At 73.4% G+C, this 19,034-nt stretch carries 18 protein-coding genes and 1 pseudogene; 10 read left to right on the plus strand and 9 right to left on the minus strand.

Annotated features, from left to right (window positions below):
- The first annotated feature begins 150 nt into the window (after positions 1-150).
- Positions 151-1,521: an alkaline phosphatase family protein gene (locus Q1K26_RS20435; RefSeq protein WP_300015384.1), complete on the plus strand. Its 1,371-nt coding sequence runs from the start codon at positions 151-153 to the stop codon at positions 1,519-1,521.
- A 48-nt stretch (positions 1,522-1,569) separates the two neighbouring features.
- On the opposite strand, the gene ppgK is transcribed toward Q1K26_RS20435, so the two are convergent.
- From ppgK to Q1K26_RS20455, 4 genes are all read right to left on the minus strand, one after another.
- Positions 1,570-2,337 (minus strand): polyphosphate--glucose phosphotransferase, encoded by a 768-nt coding sequence (gene ppgK / locus Q1K26_RS20440; protein WP_300015387.1) that lies wholly within the window; start codon positions 2,335-2,337, stop codon positions 1,570-1,572.
- Positions 2,337-3,842, minus strand: coding sequence for a sugar porter family MFS transporter (locus Q1K26_RS20445; protein WP_300015390.1), 1,506 nt, complete (start codon positions 3,840-3,842; stop codon positions 2,337-2,339). Before Q1K26_RS20445 ends, ppgK begins: the two co-directional genes overlap by 1 nt.
- A 46-nt stretch (positions 3,843-3,888) precedes the next feature.
- Positions 3,889-5,121, minus strand: a complete 1,233-nt coding sequence (locus tag Q1K26_RS20450) for an ROK family transcriptional regulator (RefSeq protein ID WP_300015393.1) — start codon at positions 5,119-5,121, stop codon at positions 3,889-3,891.
- Positions 5,122-5,205: 84 nt separating this feature from the next.
- Positions 5,206-5,688, minus strand: a complete 483-nt coding sequence (locus tag Q1K26_RS20455; protein ID WP_300015396.1) for an SRPBCC domain-containing protein — start codon at positions 5,686-5,688, stop codon at positions 5,206-5,208.
- Positions 5,689-5,807: 119 nt separating this feature from the next.
- On the opposite strand from Q1K26_RS20455, the gene Q1K26_RS20460 reads away from it, so the two are divergent.
- A complete protein-coding gene (locus Q1K26_RS20460; RefSeq protein ID WP_300015399.1) occupies positions 5,808-6,179 on the plus strand; it encodes a hypothetical protein in 372 nt (123 codons plus the stop codon).
- 12 nt (positions 6,180-6,191) lie between these two features.
- On the opposite strand, the gene Q1K26_RS20465 is transcribed toward Q1K26_RS20460, so the two are convergent.
- Positions 6,192-7,976 (minus strand): bifunctional homocysteine S-methyltransferase/methylenetetrahydrofolate reductase, encoded by a 1,785-nt coding sequence (locus Q1K26_RS20465; protein ID WP_300015402.1) that lies wholly within the window; start codon positions 7,974-7,976, stop codon positions 6,192-6,194.
- Complete coding sequence (locus Q1K26_RS20470; RefSeq protein WP_300015405.1) at positions 7,973-9,172, minus strand: helix-turn-helix domain-containing protein; 1,200 nt, start codon at positions 9,170-9,172, stop codon at positions 7,973-7,975. The genes Q1K26_RS20465 and Q1K26_RS20470 overlap by 4 nt, the downstream gene beginning before the upstream one ends.
- Positions 9,173-9,251: 79 nt before the next feature.
- Here Q1K26_RS20470 and Q1K26_RS20475 point away from each other — a divergent pair, with 79 nt between their 5' ends.
- The 8 genes from Q1K26_RS20475 to Q1K26_RS20510 all read left to right on the plus strand — a co-directional run bounded on the left by Q1K26_RS20475 (position 9,252) and on the right by Q1K26_RS20510 (position 17,217).
- Positions 9,252-9,467, plus strand: coding sequence for a hypothetical protein (locus Q1K26_RS20475; RefSeq protein WP_300015408.1), 216 nt, complete (start codon positions 9,252-9,254; stop codon positions 9,465-9,467).
- Between the two features lie 216 nt (positions 9,468-9,683).
- The gene (locus Q1K26_RS20480; RefSeq protein WP_300015411.1) at positions 9,684-10,208 is read left to right on the plus strand and encodes a methylenetetrahydrofolate reductase C-terminal domain-containing protein; all 525 of its coding nucleotides are present in this window, start codon (positions 9,684-9,686) and stop codon (positions 10,206-10,208) included.
- On the plus strand, positions 10,205-11,131 hold the full coding sequence (locus tag Q1K26_RS20485) for a methylenetetrahydrofolate reductase (protein ID WP_300015414.1): 927 nt from the start codon (positions 10,205-10,207) through the stop codon (positions 11,129-11,131). The genes Q1K26_RS20480 and Q1K26_RS20485 overlap by 4 nt, the downstream gene beginning before the upstream one ends.
- Positions 11,121-12,563, plus strand: coding sequence for a hypothetical protein (locus Q1K26_RS20490; RefSeq protein ID WP_300015417.1), 1,443 nt, complete (start codon positions 11,121-11,123; stop codon positions 12,561-12,563). Before Q1K26_RS20485 ends, Q1K26_RS20490 begins: the two co-directional genes overlap by 11 nt.
- Positions 12,560-13,600, plus strand: coding sequence for a hypothetical protein (locus Q1K26_RS20495; RefSeq protein WP_300015420.1), 1,041 nt, complete (start codon positions 12,560-12,562; stop codon positions 13,598-13,600). Before Q1K26_RS20490 ends, Q1K26_RS20495 begins: the two co-directional genes overlap by 4 nt.
- Complete coding sequence (gene metK, locus Q1K26_RS20500) at positions 13,597-14,781, plus strand: methionine adenosyltransferase (protein WP_300015423.1); 1,185 nt, start codon at positions 13,597-13,599, stop codon at positions 14,779-14,781. The genes Q1K26_RS20495 and metK overlap by 4 nt, the downstream gene beginning before the upstream one ends.
- Positions 14,782-14,819: 38 nt before the next feature.
- Positions 14,820-16,517, plus strand: a complete 1,698-nt coding sequence (locus Q1K26_RS20505) for a formate--tetrahydrofolate ligase (protein ID WP_300015426.1) — start codon at positions 14,820-14,822, stop codon at positions 16,515-16,517.
- Positions 16,518-16,662: 145 nt separating this feature from the next.
- Positions 16,663-17,217 carry a GNAT family N-acetyltransferase gene (locus Q1K26_RS20510; RefSeq protein ID WP_300015429.1) on the plus strand — a complete coding sequence of 185 codons (555 nt, stop codon included), beginning with the start codon at positions 16,663-16,665 and terminating at the stop codon, positions 17,215-17,217.
- Here the strand turns inward: Q1K26_RS20510 and Q1K26_RS20515 are convergent.
- From Q1K26_RS20515 to Q1K26_RS20525, 3 genes and pseudogenes are all read right to left on the minus strand, one after another.
- The gene (locus Q1K26_RS20515) at positions 17,139-17,543 is read right to left on the minus strand and encodes a hypothetical protein (protein WP_300015432.1); all 405 of its coding nucleotides are present in this window, start codon (positions 17,541-17,543) and stop codon (positions 17,139-17,141) included. The two genes, Q1K26_RS20510 and Q1K26_RS20515, sit on opposite strands and share 79 nt — an antisense overlap.
- Positions 17,544-17,795: 252 nt before the next feature.
- Positions 17,796-18,146 (minus strand): annotated as a pseudogene (locus tag Q1K26_RS28845) (PIG-L family deacetylase); the annotation flags it as partial.
- A gap of 18 nt (positions 18,147-18,164) precedes the next feature.
- On the minus strand, positions 18,165-19,034 hold an 870-nt coding region (locus Q1K26_RS20525), incomplete at its 5' end, for an ROK family protein (protein WP_300015438.1).

Here is a 19,034-nt window from a genome sequence, read left to right on the forward strand (position 1 = left end):
CGGGCGCCCCGCCGGTGACCCGACGGAGCGCACGGAAACCCCGCCTCGCGCGCACGGACACCCCGACTCGCGCAGGACACCCGCGAGTCGGGGCGTGCGTGCGCGCGAGTCGGGGCGTGGGTGCGCGCGAGTCGGGGGCTGGGTGAGGTCGTGACGCCGCCGGAGGCCGTGCTGCCCCGGGCCGACGGCGCCCTGCACCACGGCGAGACCCAGCCGCGGCTGCCCGACGACCGCTTGCCGGTCGTCCTGGTCGTGCTCGACGGCCTCGGCGACCGGCCCGTGCCCGAGCTCGGCGGGCGCACCCCGGCCGAGGCCGCCCGCACCCCCGTGCTGGACGCGCTCGCCGCCCGCGGTGCGTCGGGCTGGCACCTGCCGTTCGGGTGGGGCCGGGCGCCCGCGTCCGAGCTCGCCCACTGGGCGATGTTCGGCTTCGCCGACGTCGCGTTCCCCGGACGGGCGGTGCTGGAGGCGGTCGGGGCCGGGATCGACGTGCCGGAGGGGGTGGCCGTCACCCACGCCGCGCTGCGGACGTCGCACGTGGCCGGCGACCGCGTGTGGATCACGGGCCGGGTCGCCCCCGCCGACGCCGACGACGCGGCCGCGCTGCTCGACGCGCTCGCCCCCGTGCTCGACGCGCACGGCGCCACCGCGACACCGCTGCGCGGCCGCGGCGAGGCCCTGCTCACGCTGCACCGGCACGCGAGCGGAGCCGTCACGGACTCGGACCCCTTCTTCCCCGAACGTCACCCCTGGCTGCGGGTGCGCGCCACCGACCCGGCGGGAACGGCCACCGCCGACGCCCTCACCGCGCTGCTGCGGGCGGCCCGTTCCGCCCTGGTGTCGCACCCCGTGAACCGCCGTCGCGCCACGGCCGGGCGGCCGCCGCTCGACGTGCTCACCACGAAGTGGTCCGGGGCCCGGACCCCGATCCCGACGTTCACCGAGCAGGCGGGCGTGCCGGGCGCGCTGGTCACGCAGACGGGGCTCTACCGCGGTCTCGCGCGCGTGCTGGGGATGGTGCACCGGCACGTGCCGCCGGTCCCGGACGTGGCCGCGGACCTCGCCACCCGCATCGTGGTGGCCGGGGAGCTGATCGCGGGCGGGGCGCGCGTCGTCCACGTGCACACCAAGGCCACCGACGAGGCGGGCCACACCAAGTCACCGCACGCCAAGCGCGAGGTGCTGGAGGCGGCCGACCGCGGCCTGGCCGGCCTCGCGGACCTGGCCGACCGGGCGGTCGTGGCCGTCACGGGGGACCACGCCACCCCGTCCGTGGACGGCGTGCTGCACACCGGTGACCCGACACCGCTGCTGGTGGCCGGGCCCGGCGTGCGTCCCGACGACGTCACGACGTTCGGCGAGACGCCCGCCCGGCACGGCTGGTACGGGCCGGTGCGCGCGGCGGAGCTCCTGCCGCTGCTGTTCGGGCACGCGAACCGTCCGGTGTTCCTGGGCCACCGCGCCACCCCGCGCCGCACCCTGGCCCTGCCCGACGACCCGGAGCCCATGCCGGCCGGGTGAGGCCGAGAACCCGTTCGTCCCCGGGCCCGTCGCCTCGTCCGGGGCCGGTCAGGGCTTCCGCCTGCGCTGCCCGGTGATCCGGGCCGCGCCGATGATCCCGGCGTCGTTGGCCAGCTCCGCGGGCACGATGGGCGTGCGCGCCTTCACCAGGGGCAGCCACTTCGCGGACTTCCGGCTCACCCCGCCGCCGACCACGATCAGATCCGGCCACAGCAGGTCCTCGACGTGCCGGTAGTAGCTGGTGAGCCGCTGCGCCCAGTCCTCCCAGGACAGCCCCTCGCGCGTGCGGGCGGACTCCGCGGCGCGGCTCTCCGCATCACAACCGTCGAGTTCGAGGTGTCCGAGCTCGGTGTTGGGCACCAGTGTCCCGTCGTGCACCAGCGCGGAGCCGATCCCGGTTCCCAGCGTCGTCACCAGCACGGTGCCGCCGTGGTCACGAGCGGCCCCGAAGTGCGCCTCGGCGAGTCCCGCCGCGTCGGCGTCGTTGACGACCACCGCGCGCTGCCCGGTCGCCGAGCGCAGCAGGGCGTGGGCGTCGACGCCGACCCAGGCCGTGTCGACGTTGGCCGCCGACCGCACCACCCCGGCCTGGACGACGGCCGGGAACGTGCAGCCGAAGTCCGCGCGCCAACCGAAGTGGCGCAGGATCTCGGCCACCGTTCCGGCCACCGCCTCGGGCGTGGCCGGCCGCGGTGTCGGGATGCGCAGGCGGTCGTCCGCGAGCCGGCCCCGAGCCAGGTCGACGGGGGCGCCCTTGATGCCCGAGCCGCCGATGTCGATCCCGAACCCGAGGCGGTTCGCGGTGCGCCTGCCCATCAGAGCATCTCCTCCAGCTCCCGCCCCTTCGTCTCCCGGATGAACCGGACCACGAAGAAGATCGACACGAAGGCGAAGAAGGTGTAGACGCCGTAGGCGAGGCCGAGACCGACCGCGGCCAGCGCGGGGAAGGTCGTCGAGATCACGAAGTTCGCCACCCACTGCGCGGCAGCGGCCACCGCGAGCGCCATGGCCCGGATCCGGTTGTTGAACATCTCGCCCAGCAGCACCCACACCACCGGGCCCCAGGACACGCCGAAGAACACCACGTAGAGGTTGGCCGCGACCAGCGCGACCAGGCCCGCCGTGCCGGCGAGGGTCGGCTGCCCGTCCACGACCGGTGCGGTGCCGAACAGGACGGCGAGGACGCCCAGGCAGGCGAACTGCCCCACCGCGCCGACCAGCAGCAGCGGCTTGCGTCCGACCCGGTCGATCAGGCTGATCGCCAGGATCGTCGTGGCGATGTTGGTGACCGAGGTGATCACCGTGATGGCCAGCGCGTCCTGCTCGGCGAACCCCACGGCCTGCCACAGCACGGTGGAGTAGTAGAAGATCACGTTGATGCCGGTGAACTGCTGGAACACCGACAGGGCGATGCCGACCCAGACGATCGGCAGGAGCCCGGCCCGCGGGCCGAGGATGGTCGCGAAACCGCCCCGCTCGCTCCGGCCGGCGAGCGTGCGGCCGATCTCCCTGATCCTCTCGTCGACGTCGCCACCGACGAACCGGCGCAGCACGTGCGCGGCCTGCACCAGGTCCTGCCTGGCGACGAGGTAGCGCGGCGACTCCGGGATGGTCAGGGCGAGCACGCCGTAGGCGACGGCGGGGAGCATCTCCGACAGGAACATCCAGCGCCAGGTCTCCAGGCCGAACCACAGCGGGGCGGTGGCGCTTCCGGACAGGACCACCAGCGCGTAGTCGACGAGCAGCGCGATGAAGATCCCGGTCACGATCGCCAGCTGCTGCAGCGAACCGAGGCGACCCCGCATCCGGGCCGGCGAGATCTCCGCGATGTAGGCCGGCGCGATCACCGACGCCGCACCGACACCGAGCCCGCCGACGATGCGCCAGAACGACAGGTCCCAGATGGTGAACGCCAGGCCGCTGCCCAGGGCGCTGACCGTGAACAGGACCGAGGCCAGGACCATGACCCGGATCCGGCCGTACCGGTCGGCCAGCCCGCCCGCGTACCAGGCACCCACCGCGCAGCCCAGCAGCGCCGAGGCGACCGCGAACCCGAGCACGAACGGGGGCGCCGAGAACTGCTGGCCGACCGCCGCGACCGCTCCGTTGATCACGGCGGTGTCGAAGCCGAACAGGAACCCGCCCAGCGCCGCGGTCGCGGTGACCAGGACCGTGCGCGCGGTGCTGGGCCCCGATGGATCGCGACGGGCCTGCGCCGAGGCCCCTCCGGGTGTCGTCGCCATGGTGTCCTCCTGCCGGCCGGGTACGTGGCCGCCCACCGGCGGGACCGGTGTCGCGGCATCCAGCAGTGTGGGGAGCATCACAGCAAAATGTCAAGGTATGAAGGTGGAGTCGGAGTTTCTCGTATCAGTCCTTCATAGCTTGAAGATCTGGTTCACCCGGGTTGAGATCACCCGCGAACGACGCGATCACCTGCCCGGCCACCTGCCCGCCGAGCGCGACGGCCCCCAGCAGGTGGGAACGGTCACCGAGCGCGGCGATGACGATGTCGACCGCACGGACCGCACTGGGGATCCCGTAGCGCTGCAGCGCGCCGTGCAACGGTTCCACGACCAGGTCCCCCGCTCCGGCCAGCTCGCCCCCGAGCACGATCCGGTCCGGGTTGAACACGTTGCACAGGTTGGCCACGCCGATCCCGATGTGCCGGCCGGTGTCGGCGAGAACGCGCAGGCAGCCCGCGTCGCCCGACCGGGCCCGCGCCACGACGTCGGCGATGGTGAGATGCGGTCCGTGGCGCGGGACCAGCAGGTCCAGTACCGCGCCCGTGGAGACCAGGGTCTCCAGGCAGCCCCGGTTCCCGCACCGGCAGACCGCTCCGAACTCCTCGATCGTGGTGTGGCCGATCTCGCCCGCGGTGCCTGCGGGCCCCCGGTGCAGCAGGCCGTCGACGACCAGGCCGGCGCCCACGCCGTCGGAGAGCTTGAGGTAGGCGAGGATCCGGGCACCGCGGCCGGCCCCCCACCGCGCCTCGGCGAGCGCGCCGAGGTTGGCGTCGTTGTCGACCTCGACGGCGACCCCGAGGGACTTCCCGGCCAGTGCCGCGGCATCGACCCCGACCCAGCCGGGCAGGATCGACGGCGCGCCGACCTCGCCGGTGCGGGAGTCGATCGGCGCGGGAAGGCCCATCCCGATCCCGATCACCTCGTCGCGTGCGGCACCGATCCGGTCCACCAGCGTGTCGAGCAGGCGACCCGCCTCGGCCAGGCAGTCACCCGCCCGGTGGTCCGCGTCGAGCGGGATCCGCTCGTGCGCCAGGATCTCGTAGGTCGCGTCGGCGAGCCCGACCGTCAGGTGCCGGTGCCCGACGTCGATCCCCGCCAGCAGCCCCACCGACCGCGACAGCCGGACGACCTGTGCCGTGCGGCCGTCGCGACGCACCCGGTTCACCGAGACCGCACCGCTGCCCGCCAGTTCGCGGACGATGTTGGACACGGTCGACTGCGCCAGCCCCGTGGCGCGGGCCAGTTCCGCCTGGGTCCGGGCCCCGGAGGCCTGCAGCACCGCCAGCACCCGCGCGTGGTTGGCGGCGCGCAGCGAGGTCAGCGAGCCGGGCCGGGCCGCACGGGCGCCTGTGTGCACGGGCGCGATGATAGGCGCCGCGACGGCGCGCCCGGTGGTCCGACCGGGCCCGCCGTCCTCGGACGTGCCTGCGGTGGCGCGAGCTCAGGCCACCGACGACTCGATCCTGTCCAGCGTGCCCTCCAGCTGCGCCTGCGACACCCGGGGGAACATCTGCTCGAACTGCTCGTCCTTGACGCCGGTCCAGTCGTAGGTCGACGTGACCTCGGTGCCACCCTCCACCTCACGCAGGTCGTAGGTGAACGTGTGGCCGCTGGCCTCCATGTCGCCGAGCTTGTCGGCCAGCTCGCAGGTGGGGTCGACCTTCGGGGCCCAGCCCACCCTGGCCCCGGGCACGAAGGCGGTGACGGAGTTGACCATGCGGTAGTCGCCGAGGTCGTCGGCGTGCATCTCCATGGTGAAGACCTGGCCGATGCCGGAGATGGGCGGCCCGTCGCTCGCCACCCCCCTGACCATGCCGGCCCCGTCGAGCTCGGAGTGGCGCGACGGGTCGGACAGGAGCGCGAAGATGTCGCGGGCGGGGGCATCGATGACCTTGGTCGCCTGCAGCTTCTTTGTTGTGTCCATCTCCGCGCCTACCCGCTCCGCGCGCGGGGCAATCATCCCGCCCGGCCGCGATCGAGCCGGGCCGCCCGCGCACCCGGTACGCACCGGTAACACGATCGCCGGCGCGACGACATAGGTATGTGTCTCCCCGCCTGGGTGTCGTTCCCCTCGTCGTGGCGGTGCTGCTCGCCCTCGGGGCGTGCGGCGCGCCGTCCCCCGGCCCGAGCGGCGGCTCGCCCGCCGTGACCACCGGCGATCCCACCGCCCCGACCAGCTGGGTCATGCCCGACCTCGTCGGCGCGGACCTGCAGTCCGCCCAGGAGTCGATCCAGCAGCTCAGCGGTTTCGCGATCGCCGTCACGACGGCCCGCGACGCGACCGGGCGTGGCCGGGAGCAGGTCCTCGACCGGGACTGGACGGTGTGCACCCAGAGCGTCGAGCCCGGCGAGGAGATCACCGCCGACACCATGATCGACTTCTCGGTGGTGCCGGTCGCCGAGCGGTGCCCGTGACGGCGGTGGCGCTCACGGGCGGGCCGCCGCCTCCCGCGCCGCGGCGAACAGCGGGTCCGCGAGCACCCCGTCGGGCAGCGCGATGACCACCCCGGCCGCCGTCTGCGCCACCTCCGCCACCAGCTCCGCCGCCAGCTCGGCACCCACGGCGACGGCCGCGTCGCCCGCCCGCCGCAGTGCGGCGAGCGTCGCCGACGGGACGGCGACGTCGGGCACCTCGTGGCGCAGGTACTCCGCCTCCGCGAAGCTGCGCAGCGGCCGCACGCAGACCAGCACCCGCGGGGCGTGCTCCTCCAGCCCGTCCAGCAGCACCCGCAGCCGATCGGGCTCGTAGACCGGTCGCGTCAGCACGAACGCGGCCCCGGCCTCGATCTTGCGGCGGGCCCCGGCCAGCTCCTCGTCGACGTCGAGCGCGCCCGGGTTGATGCGGGCGCCGATGTCGAACGCGGTCTTCCCCGCCAGGTGCAGCCCGTTGTAGTCGGTGCCGTCGTTGAGGCCGGCGAGCAGCGCGACCAGTCCCACCGAGTCGACGTCCCACACGCCGTCGACGTGCGGGTAGTCGCCCAGCAGCGGCGGCCGGCCGGTCTCGCACACGATCCGGCGGACGCCCAGCGCGTGCGCACCGAGCAGGTCCGCCTGCAGCGCCATGATCGTCTTGTCCCAGGTGGGGACGCACGCGAGCGTCTCGACGCCCAGCTCGTTCTGCAGGTTCACGGCCACGGTCACCGGGCTCAGATGGGCCCTGGCCGTGCTTCCGGCGGCCAGGGCCAGCAGCGTGGCGCCCTGGTCGCGGGCGGCGATCGCGGTGTCGCGAGCGGCGGCGAGGCGGCCTGCGGGCGGGGCCTCGATCTCGGCCCCGATCAGCAGCGGCCGCCGCGGCGGGGCGGTCCCCGGCCGGCGCGGCGCGGTCCGCGTCGCCGGACGCTCGCGCAGCGCGTCGGCGGCCGCCCGGACGTGCGCGGGCGTGGTGCCGCAGCAGCCGCCGACGATCACGGCACCGGCGTCGGCGAGCAGGCGCGCGTAGCGCGCGAAGTAGTCGGCCTCCACGTCGTAGGTGAACCGCGACCCCACCGTCCGCCGCGGCAGGCCGGCGTTGGGCTGCGCCGAGAGCGGCAGTGCCGTGCCCGCCCGCAGCTGCTCCACCACGGCCAGCACCCCCTGCGGGCCGAGCGTGCAGTTGGTGCCCAGCGCCGCGACCGGCCACGCCTCGACGGCGCGACAGAGGTCCGCGGCGGTGTCCCCGGACAGCATCCGCCCGTCCGCGGCGAACGTCGCCTGCGCGATCACCGGCACCCCGCCGGTCCCGAGCGCCACCTCGATCGCCTCGACCAGCTCGTCGAGGTAGCCGAACGTCTCCAGCACGACGAGGTCGACGCCCTCCCCCACCAGCACCTCGACCTGCTCGCGCAGCGTCGCGGCCCGCTGCGCGACCGGCACCCGGCGTCGCTGCCGGATCGTCACGGCGGGCGACACCGACCCGGCCACGAACACCGCCCGCCCGGCCCCGGCGGCCGCCTCCCGCGCCACCCGCACACCGGCCGCGTTGATCTCCCGCACCTGCTCGGCGAGACCGGACTCGGCGAGCCGGAGCCGGTTGGCGCCGAACGTGTTGGTCTGGACGATCTCCGCACCCGCGTCGAGGTAGCTGTCGTGCACGGTGCGCACCAGCGCGGCGTTGGACAGGTTCAGCTCGGCCAGCGCCCGGTCCAGCGGGTTGCCCGCGGCGTGCAGCACTGTGCCCATCGCCCCGTCCGCCACCAGTACCGAGCCGGCCAGCCGGGCCGTGAACTCGTTCACGCGACGCCTCCCACCGAGCTCACGATCTCGCACGCGACGGCCACCATCAGCCGGTCGCGGTGCTGGTCCAGGTGCATCCCGGTGATCTCCTCGACCCGCCGGATCCGGTAGGCCACGGTGTTGGGGTGCACGTGCAGCTCGCGGGCGGTGCGCTGTGGGCTGCCGTTGGCCTCGAACCAGGCCGTGAGCGTGGCCAGCAGCGGCGCCTCGCCCAGCAGCGGACCCAGCACGTCGGCGGCGAACGCGCGCAGCTCGCCGAGGTCGGGCACCTGGAACAGCAGCCGCTGGATACCGAGGTCCTCGAACGCGACCACTCCGGCGCGGCCCATCCGCGAGGTGGTGTCGACGGCCGAGCGCGCCTGCTCGTAGGAGCGGGCGATCTCGGCGGGCATCCGGCACGGACCGCCGAGTCCGACCACCAGCCGGGTCCCGGGATGCTGCCGGGCTACCTCGTCGGCGCAGCCGGAGGCGAGGCGGCGGACGTCGTCGAGACCCACGGGCACCACGGCCACCACCTCGTGCTCCCGCGCCGCGACGATCGCCTCCGGCACCCGCATCCCCAGCAGGTGCTCGATCGAGGCGAGCACCCGTGGATCGGCGTCGTCGGGCACGGCCGCGGCGACGACGTGGTGGTCGCGCCCGCGCAGGAAGCCCAGGTGCTGCGCCCAACGCTCGGCCTCGCCGTCCTCACGGTCGCGCGACAGCAGCAGCCCCTCGACGAGGTCCAGCCGGGCGCGCCCGGCCGCCGCGGCCACCACCCACTGCCGACCGAGGAAGATGCCGCAGATGGTGGCGGCGTGCTCGGTGAGCAACGGTCCACCGGCGGTGTCGCCGTCGGGCGCGGTGATCGTCACCAGGTAGGCCGACACCTCCTCGCCCACCACGACCGGCGCGACGAGCATCGTGTCGTGGCCGTCGCCGGGCAGCGTCAGGGGCCGGCGGTTGCGCTCGATCGCGGCCAGCACCCGCGGCAGCCCGACCACGGCCCGCAGCCGCTCCGGGTCCCCGCCGCCCGCCGCGGCCAGCACCTCCAGCGATCGGCCCAGCAGCGCCACCCCGGCACCGGTGTGCCGGGCGACCAGGCGCACCACCGCCGACACGTCCGCGTTCTGCGCGACCAGGCCCGACAGGTGGCTGTAGACGGCGACCAGCTCGCGCAGCAGCAGGTTCTCCCGCTGTGCCGCCTCCGTGCTCATGGCCGGACACTATGCGCCCGACCACAATTTGTGAACGGGCACATTCCGGAGGACCCCGACGGCTGGATACCGTCACCGGGTGGATGCGATCCTGCGCGAGCTCGACCGCCTCACGGGCGTCGTGGAGTCCCAGCGGGCCGCCGACGACCGCGTCGCGATCGAGGCGCTGCGCCGCGAGGTGGCCGACCTGCGCCGCACCGTCGCCCACCTGCGTGCCGGGGCCGGGCCACTGCCCGTCCACCTGCGCCCGGTCCTGGCCCGCGCCGTGCTCGCGGTCGACGCGGCCGCCACCTGAGCGCCGCCGCCCCGGGTCGCCCCCGAGAGGCGGTGGTCGCCGGTCGCGCAGTGGCGGCCGGCGGCCGACCGGCGGCGCCGACGCCGCGGCCGACCCCCCGGGCCACGCATTGTGCTCGACCACAATCCAGCGCCACGATTCGTGGTGATGCCACCGGTGTCCCCGATCACACACCCTGGCACTCTGGCCGGAACGCCACGGAGCGAGGAGGTGTGGATGTCCGGCACGCCACGCGCCTGGCCCCGGCCCACCCGCCCCCGGCTCTCGCCCCGCGCCGCCTACGGCATCGCCCCGCTGCTGCGCCCCAACCCGCTCTACCGGCGCGTGGCCGCCTGGCTGGAACGCCGTCCCCGCGTCCTGCGCTGGTTCACCGCGGCCGAGGAGCGCGGCAAGGAGGCGATGTTCGGCTGCCGCATGTGCGGGCAGTGCGCGCTGCCCGCCACCGGATACGCGTGCCCGATGACCTGCCCGAAGCAGCTGCGCAACGGCCCGTGCGGCGGCGTGGCACCCAACGGCGACTGCGAGGTGTACCCGGGCGTCACCTGCGTCTGGGTGACGGCGTTCGAGCGCGCCGAGGAGGCCGGGCGCGGCGCGGACCTGCAGCGACTGCAGCGACCGATCGACCACCGGCTCGCCGGGTCCAGCTCGTGGGTGGCGTACTGGCAGGGGCGCGACGAGCACCTGTGGACCCCCGACGGCGGCCTGCGCCTCACCCCGACGATCTTCCGGGGTCCCCGGTGAACCCCGGGCGCGGCGGCCTGCGCGCCGCCATCGACGCCGGGCGCTTCGTGGTGACCGCGGAGATCGGCCCGCCGCGCGGCGCCGACCCGCTCGCGATCGCCGCCAAGGCCGAGCTGCTGCGCGGCTGGGTGGACGCCGCGAACGTCACCGACAACCAGGGCGCGCACGTGCGCCTGACGAGCCTGGCAGGCAGCCTGCTCGCCGCCCGCGCGGGGGTCGAGCCGGTGATGCAGCTGACCTGCCGGGACCGCAACCGGATCGCCCTGCAGTCCGAGCTCATCGCGGCCGGCGCGCTGGGCGTCCCCAACGTCCTGCTGCTGTCCGGCGACCACCCGGTCTACGGCGACCACCCGGACGCGATGGGCGTGTTCGACCTCGACAGCGTGCAGCTCGTCTGGACCGCCCGCACCCTGCGCGACGAGGGCAGGCTGCTCTCCGGCCGCAGCGTCGCCCCGGCGCCGCACTGGCTGATCGGCGCGGTGGAGAACCCGTTCGCCCCGCCGCTGCGGTTCCGGGCCGCGCGGCTGGGCAAGAAGGTGGCGGCGGGCGCGGAGTTCGTGCAGACGCAGTTCGTCTTCGACCTGCCGATCTTCGAGCGGTGGCTGGCGCAGGTGCGCGACCTCGGGCTGGACCGGCGCTGCACCGTGATCGCCGGCGTCGGTCCGGTCCGGTCGCTGCGGGCGCTGGAGTTCCTGCAGCACAAGGTGCCCGGCATCCACGTCCCCGACGAGGTGGCCCGGCGGCTGCGCGGCGCCGCGGACGTGGCCGCCGAGGGCATGTCCATCTGCGTGGAGACGATCCGGCGGCTGCGGGAGACCCCCGGCGTCGGTGGGGTGCACATCATGGCGTTCGGGCACGAGAGAGGCGTGCCGGAGATCGTCGCGGGGGCCGGCCTCGGGGAGGAGCGGGAACATGCTGGTTGAGGTACGCCCGACGGGCCGGCTGCGCGGGAAGGACCCGGTCGACGTCACCGCGGCGCTGGACCCGGTGCTGCGGGCGCTGTGCGCCGGCGCCGTCGACCTGTCCCGCGTCCGGGTGGTGTGCGACTGGGTGCAGTACAAGCAGAACTTCCGCGAGCCCGTCGACGTCCGCATTGTAGCCCCCGACCCCCGCCTCAACGGCCGCGGCGCCGACACCGTCGAGGTGGCCGTCGACCTGCGCCGGCCCGTCGACGACGTCGGCGCCGCACTGGCCGCGACCGACGACGACCGGATGTACCTGGAGGACTGGGGCCCCGGCCGCCGGAGCTGCATCTGGCAGTTCAACGGCCTGTACTGGAGCCACCTGCGGCTGTGGGAGGAGGCCACCGGTCAGGGCTACGAGTCGGCCCTGCCGGGCGGGCAGAGCGACGCCACCAACACCGACGGCGCCCGGGAGCTGATCGGCGAGCTGTTCGCGATCTGGGACGACCTCGCCGCCCGCCAGGCGCTGCCCGAGCAGCTCTACGTGGTGGAGCTGGGCGTCGGCAACGGCTCCCAGGCCGCCACCTTCCTCGACACGTTCCTGGAGATGGACCGCGCGGCGGGCCGCGAGTACTACCGCCGCCTGCACTACCTGATGTGCGACTACTCCCCGCACGTCCTGGAGCTGGCACGGGCCGCGGTGGCCACGCACTCCGAGAACGTCAGCTCGTTCGTGCTCGACGCGATGCACCCGATGACCGCGCTGTCGTTCCTGCGGTTCACCGTGTTCCTGGTCTACATCTCCAACGTCTACGACAACCTGCCCACCGACGAGCTCGCCTCGATCGGGCAGCGCGAGTACGTCGTGGAGACCCGCGCCTACCTGCCCGCGGCCACCGCGGCCCAGATCGCGGCGGACCTGGCGATCGGCGTCGACGCGCTGCCCGCGCTCGTGCACCGGCTGCTCACCCTCGGGCCGCCGCTGCTGGCCGAGGCCTCACCGCACGTCGCCGACACCGCGGCGGCCGTGGCGTTCTGGCGGCGCTGCTGGGAGGGGCTGCGGCTCGCCGAGCGCTACGTCCCGCTCGACGGGCTCGACACCTACGAGATCGCGCGCGGCATCAGCGGGGAGGCGCTGCGGCCGCTGCTCGCCGCGACCGGCGACGTCCGCATGCACGTCGGCAACGGTGCCGTCGCCAGCTTCGCCGAGACCATGCCGCTGCTGCACCCCTACGGCCGCCTGATCTGCCACGACCTGTTCGTCACCGACACCCACATGTACCGCACCGGCTTCCGCGGGCCGGGCAAGTACGACGGCTCGGTCGTCAACTGGGTCAACGGGCCGCTGCTCGCCCACATCGGGCACCGCAAGGGATTCGACGTGCGGTTCGCGCCGTTCGCGCACCGCGCGGGCTCGTTCGTGCAGACCATGACGGCGCAGGTGCGCGAGTGACGCCGCCGCCGCGCGCCCCCCTGCTGGCCGCCCCCCTTCTGGCCACGACCGTCGTCGGGTCCTGGTCGGTGCCCGAGTGGCTGGAGCGCGCCAAGACCGGCGTCCACCACGGCAGCGTGAGCCGCGGGCAGCTCGCCGAGATGCACGACATGGCGGTCAAGGCCGCGCTCAAGGACCAGGAGCTGGCCGGGATCGACATCGTCTCCGACGGCGAGCTGCGTCGCGACAACGACATCGACCACATCCTGTCCCGGCTGCCCGGGGTCACGGTGCGCAACCCGGTCAAGGCCTACTACTTCGACTACCTCGACGTGGGCATCGACCGTCCGCTGCCCGAGTTCGAGCCCGGCCCGCTGGCGCTGGCCGCCGATTTCGCGTTCACCCGCGCCCACACCGACCGGCCGATCAAGTTCTCCCTGACCGGGCCGTTCTCGCTGGCCCGGCGGGTGCGCACCGAGGCCTACGCCGACCCGGCCGAGCTGGTCCGGGCGCTGGCCCGCGCGCTCAACGCCGAGGCCCGGTCGCTGGCCGACGCGGGCGCCGAACTGATCCAGATCGACGAGCCGTTCCTGGCCGGCTACCCCGAGTCCGCCGCGCTCGCGGTCGAGGCGATCAACATCGTCACCGAGGGCGTGGGCGTCACCTGGGCGCTGCACGTCTGCTACGGCAACCGCTACGCCCGCCCGCTGTGGGAGGGCCACTACGACTTCCTGTTCCCCGCCGTGCTGGACGCCCGGGTCGACCAGCTCGTGCTGGAGTTCGCGCGCAAGGGCGACGCCGACCTGGCGCTGATCGCGAAGTACGGCTGGGACCGCAGCCTCGGCGTCGGGGTGGTGGACGTCAAGTCCGAGCAGGTGGAACCGGAGTCGGTGATCGCACACCGGATCCGCCGTGCGGTCGACGTCGTCGGCCCGGAGAAGGTACTGGTCAACCCGGACTGCGGCCTGCGGCACCTGCCCGCGGCCGTGGCCCGCGACAAGCTGCGTGCGATGGTCGCCGCAACCCACACCCTGCGAACCGAGCTGGAGAGCCGATGATCCCCCTGGCCGAGAACGAGCACCTGTTCACCTCGGAGTCGGTGACCGAGGGCCACCCCGACAAGATGGCCGACCAGATCTCCGACGCGATCCTCGACGCGGCGCTGGCCGGCGACCCGAACTCCCGCGTGGCCTGCGAGACGCTGCTGACCACGGGGCTCGTCGTCGTCGCCGGGGAGATCACGACCGCCGCCGACCTCGACTTCACCGAGATCGTCCGCCGCACCGTCTGCGAGATCGGCTACGACCACGGCGACTACGGCTTCGACGGCCAGAACTGCGCCGTGATGATCGCGGTGGGTCGGCAGAGCCCGGACATCGCGCAGGGTGTGGACGGCTCCGATCCCGACGAGATCGGGGCGGGCGACCAGGGCATGATGTTCGGCTTCGCCTGCAACGAGACGCCCGAGCTCATGCCGGTGCCGATCGCGCTGGCGCACCGGCTGGCGAAGCGGCTGTCCGAGGTGCGCAAGGACGGCACCCTGCCCTACCTGCGTCCGGACGGGAAGACGCAGGTCACGGTCCGCTACCGCGACGACAAACCGGTGGGGGTGGAGAAGGTGCTGATCTCCACCCAGCACGCCGAGGACGTCTCGACCGAGCAGATCCGGGCCGACCTGTGGACGCACGTCGTCGTCCCGACGCTGCCCGCGGAGCTGTTCGACGCCGACGCGCTCGCCGAGGAGTACTACGTCAACCCGACCGGCCGGTTCGTCATCGGCGGGCCGGTCGGTGACGCCGGGCTCACCGGTCGCAAGATCATCGTCGACACCTACGGCGGCTTCGCCCGCCACGGGGGCGGCGCGTTCTCCGGCAAGGACCCGTCGAAGGTGGACCGCTCGGCGGCGTACGCGGCGCGCTGGGTGGCGAAGAACCTGGTGGCGGCCGGGCTGGCCGACAAGGTCGAGGTGCAGGTGGCGTACGCGATCGGCGTCGCCCGTCCGCTCTCGCTGCTGGTGGAGTGCTTCGGCACCGAGCAGGTGCCACTGACGACGATCCGCAAGCTCGTCGACGAGCACTTCGACCTGCGCCCGGCCGCGTTCCGCGCGCACCTGAAGCTGCACCGCCCGATCTTCGCCCGCACGGCGGCCTACGGGCACTTCGGCCGCGACGAGCCCGACTTCACCTGGGAGCACACCGACAAGGCCGCGGACCTGCGCGCCGCCGCCGGCCTGTCCTGACCCGAGCCCCGAGAGGGACGACCCGCAGAGGAATCCCCATGGCCTTCCCGTCCGACCTCGCCATCGCCCAGGCCGCCACCCCGGCCTCGCTGCACGACCTCGCCGCGGGGATGGGCATCGGCCCGCACCTGCTCGAGCCCTACGGCAACGACGTCATGAAGATCCGGCTGGAGGCCATCGAGGAGCTGGCCGACCGGCCGCGGGCGAAGTACGTGGTGGTGTCCGCGGTGACACCCACGCCGCTGGGCGAGGGCAAGACGACCACCACCGTCGGGCTCGGGCAGGCGATGTCCCACATCGGGCGCACCGCCACGGTCGCGATCCGCCAGCCCTCGATGGGCCCCACGTTCGGGATCAAGGGCGGCGCCGCGGGCGGCGGGTACAGCCAGGTGATCCCGATGGAGACGCTCAACCTGCACCTCACCGGCGACTTCCACGCCGTCACCGCCGCCCACAACCTGCTCTCCGCGGTCCTGGACAACCACCTGTTCCAGGGCAACGACGCCGGCATCGACCCGCACGACATCACCTGGCGCCGCGTGATGGACGTCAACGACCGCGTCCTGCGCAACGTGATCATCGGTCTCGGGTCCCGGATGGACGGTATCCCCCGCCAGACCGGGTTCGACATCACCGCCGCCAGCGAGGTCATGGCCATCTTCGCTCTCGCCGGATCGCTGCGGGAGATGCGTGAGCGGTTCGCCCGCATCGTCGTGGGCTACACCGGCGACGGCAAGCCGGTCACCGCGGAGGACATCGGCGGCGCCGGCGCGATGACCGTGATCATGAAGGAGGCGCTCAAGCCGAACCTGCTGCAGACGCTGGAGAACACGCCGGTGCTGGTGCACGCGGGCCCGTTCGGCAACATCGCCCACGGCAACTCCTCGGTCGTCGCCGACCTGATCGGCATCCACGGCGGCGACTTCCTGATCACCGAGGCCGGGTTCGGCGCCGACATGGGCGCCGAACGCTTCTTCAACATCAAGTGCCGGGCGTCGGGGCTGACCCCGGACGCGGCCGTCGTCGTCGCCACGGTGCGGGCGCTCAAGGCGCACTCCGGGATGCACCGGGTGGTCGCCGGCAAGCCGCTACCGGAGGCGATGCTGGCGGAGAACCCCGACGAGGTGCACATCGGCGGGGCCAACCTGCGCAAGCAGATCGAGAACATCCGGCTGCACGGCGTCTCCCCCGTCGTCGCGATCAACGCCTTCCCCGGCGACCACCCCTCCGAGCACGCCGCCATCGCCGAGATCGCCGCGTCCATGGGGGCGCGCTCGGCGGTGTGCACCCACTTCGCCGACGGCGGGTCGGGGGCGGTCGAGCTCGCGCGCGCGGTGGCCGAGGCCGCCGACGAGCCCTCGGACTTCGCGTTCCTCTACCCCGACTCCGCGTCGTTGCGGGAGAAGATCGAGACCGTCGCCACGAAGGTCTACGGCGCCGACGGCGTCGACTACGACATGAGCGCCGCCCGCCAGCTCGACGCCTACGAGCGCAACGGCTTCGGGCACCTGCCGGTGTGCATCGCCAAGACCCACCTCTCGATCTCCTCGGACGCCGCGCTGAAGGGGGCGCCGACGGGCTGGCGGCTGCCGGTGCGCGAGGTGCGCGCCTCGGTCGGTGCGGGCTTCATCTACCCGATCTGCGGCGACATGCGCACCATGCCCGGCCTCGGCGCGCACCCCGCCGCCCACCGCATCGACATCGACGCGGACGGCAACGTCGTCAACCTCTCGTGACGGCAGCCGCTGCTCCCTGCAGAGTGCCGAGTGGTTCCGTGTACACCTGAACGGTCCTGCCACTGTTGCCCTGCTCGGTCGCTCCCTGTAGGTCCTTCAGCGGAACTTCGCCGTGGGTCCTCTGTGAAGAGGCACGATGCTGGAGATGCCAACGACCCGGTGGACGCTGCGTCAGGTCCGGCCGAGTGACCTGCGGCTGCCACGCCAGCGGGTCGAACACACCGCGCTGACCCTCGTACTGGCGCCGGACCCCGCCCTGCTGCGATTCCTGTACGAGACCGTCGGCAACCGAAAGAGCTGGATCGGTCGCCTCGACTGGGCGGACACGGAGTGGGAGGAGCACGTCACCTCCCGTCGTACCGAGCTGTGGCTCTCCTGGCAGCACGGGCGGCCGACCGGGTTCGCGGAAGTCACGCCGGGCGTCGGGCCCGCCGGTGACGTCACTCGCATCGACTACCTCGGACTGCTTCCCGACTGCCGGGGAGTGGGTCTCGGCGGGCGTCTGGTCTGGGACGTTACGCGGCGATGCTGGGAGGCGGATCGCCGCCGGCCTGCGCTGAGCCCGGTGAAGTCGGTCGAGCTGGAGACCACCAGCCTGGATGCACCGGCCGCGCTGCCGAACTACCGCAAGCGAGGTTTCCAGATCGACAGGTACTCGACCGTCGTCCGCACGGAGATCGCGGCGAACCGGCACAGCTGACGGAGGGTTCGAGGGGGTTCGGAGAACGCACGGTAGCGCCCGGGCCAGCCGAGCCGGGTCGTGAACGACATCACCCACGGCCGGTAGAGCCCCCGGAGCCGGGTCGCGCTGAGCAGGGACACGTCGTCGAGTTCGACCCACCGGTCGTCGTCAAACGCCAGTGCCTGGCCGGGGTCGAGCACGCGGGGCTGCCCGATGCGCCAGCGCCGGTTCCAACGACCGCGGTTCGCCACGGTGACCTCGGTGAGCAGCTCGGCGTGCTCGATGGCCTTCTGCTCGGGAGACGCTCCGGTGCCGTATCCCCAGGCCTTCTCGAGCCCTTTCACGGCGTTCACCACCCGCACCGCCTCGTGCATCCTCGCGTAGTCGGTTCGTCCCAGCTCCCCGCGGTGACATTCGACCATCTTCCGGCTGACGGCGAGACGGTCCGGTGGGCAGTCGACAACCAGCGTCGGCCGGGGCAGCTCCGACCAGACCGGCCACATCCACCAGACGAGCGGTCTGTGCGAGCGCCACACCACTTCACGGATCGCCCGCGCCACGGTCTGGTGCCCGTGATGACCCTCGCGCGGATGTGGTCCGATGATCAGCGTCGCGTCGGTGGCGTCGAGGAGACGCATGAGTTCGCCGCCCAGGTCCCGGCGCGCTCGGCCGAGATCGTCTCCGCGCGAGATGCGAGCGATCGGCTGGTCGGTTGGAGCCCGGTCGAGGTGGCACACGTCGATCGGACCGCCGAACTCGAGGGAGACGAACCCGGCGATCTCCAACGCAGCAGCCAGCTCATCCCGGCGACGCTCCGGCTCATGCCGGCCCAAGCTGACCGCGAGATTGATTACCTGCCAGCCGGCGTCCTGCAGGGCGAGCAGGGTGCAGGGGACCGCGATGCTCTCGTCGTCGGGGTGCGGTGAGACGTGGATGACCGTGGGCACGGCGGCTTCCGTGGGGGCTCAGACGGGCGCGGGCTCGGGGGGTGCGGTGGCGGCCGGGGCCTTCTCGTGGTCGGCCTCCCACGCCAGCTGGGCGGCACCGATCATCACAGCGTCGGCACCCAACTCGCTCAGGATGAAGCGTGGAGCGTGGAAGCACTTGCTGCGGGCGAGGGCCTTCTGGCACGCCCCGCGCATGGGGTCGAGCAGGAGCCGGTCGAGCACGGCGAGGCCACCGCCGACGACGACCCGGTCTACGGGGAGCAGACTCATCACGCTCTCGCCGAGAGCGCGCCCGATGTGCGCACCCATCCGCGCCACCAGCGCGACGGCGTCCGGGTCGCCTTCCCGCGCGGCCTCGATCATGAAGTGAGTGGTGACCTTTTGCCGTCCCGCCCGCCTGGCCAGCGCGCCGCGCGGTTCGGCTGCGACGGCGGCGCGACCGTCACGTTCGAGCGCCCAGCCCGAGGCCAGCGCTTCCAGGCAGCCGACGAGACCGCAGGTGCAGCGGTGCTGGCTTGCGCGGTCGACGACCATGTGACCGAGTTCGGCTCCGCGACCGCGATGACCTCGAAGTACTGCGCCGTTCTGCAGGAACCCACTGCCCAGACCGGTGCCGATCGACAGGAACAACAGACCGTCCTCCGCCGCGTCGGCGGTGCCGGCTACGGACCGCGCTGCCGCGTTGGCGTCGTTCTCCACGATCACCCGGCGACCCGTTGCCTGGTGCAGGTTCCGGGCCAGCTTGACACGTCTGTGGCCGTGGTTGGCGGCGAACTCCACCTCACCGTCGGGGTACCGCACGATGCCGGCGACGCCCACCCCCACCCGGAGGTAGGGGTGGGCGTCGCCGAGTGCGTCCATCGCTCCATCGAGCGCCGCCAGCCGACA

The organism is Pseudonocardia sp. (genome assembly GCF_029263155.1).
Classification (GTDB): Bacteria; Actinomycetota; Actinomycetes; order Mycobacteriales; family Pseudonocardiaceae; genus Pseudonocardia.

Bases quoted from the DNA above. Each gene is read 5' to 3' on its own strand.
- ppgK (WP_300015387.1), bottom strand. From the start codon at position 2,337: ATGGGCAGGCGCACCGCGAACCGCCTCGGGTTCGGGATCGACATCGGC.
- Q1K26_RS20445 (WP_300015390.1), bottom strand. From the start codon at position 3,842: ATGCTCCCCACACTGCTGGATGCCGCGACACCGGTCCCGCCGGTGGGC.
- Q1K26_RS20455 (WP_300015396.1), bottom strand. From the start codon at position 5,688: ATGGACACAACAAAGAAGCTGCAGGCGACCAAGGTCATCGATGCCCCC.
- Q1K26_RS20470 (WP_300015405.1), bottom strand. From the start codon at position 9,172: ATGAGCACGGAGGCGGCACAGCGGGAGAACCTGCTGCTGCGCGAGCTG.
- Q1K26_RS20480 (WP_300015411.1), top strand. From the start codon at position 9,684: ATGTCCGGCACGCCACGCGCCTGGCCCCGGCCCACCCGCCCCCGGCTC.
- Q1K26_RS20490 (WP_300015417.1), top strand. From the start codon at position 11,121: ATGCTGGTTGAGGTACGCCCGACGGGCCGGCTGCGCGGGAAGGACCCG.
- metK (WP_300015423.1), top strand. From the start codon at position 13,597: ATGATCCCCCTGGCCGAGAACGAGCACCTGTTCACCTCGGAGTCGGTG.
- Q1K26_RS20505 (WP_300015426.1), top strand. From the start codon at position 14,820: ATGGCCTTCCCGTCCGACCTCGCCATCGCCCAGGCCGCCACCCCGGCC.
- Q1K26_RS20510 (WP_300015429.1), top strand. From the start codon at position 16,663: ATGCCAACGACCCGGTGGACGCTGCGTCAGGTCCGGCCGAGTGACCTG.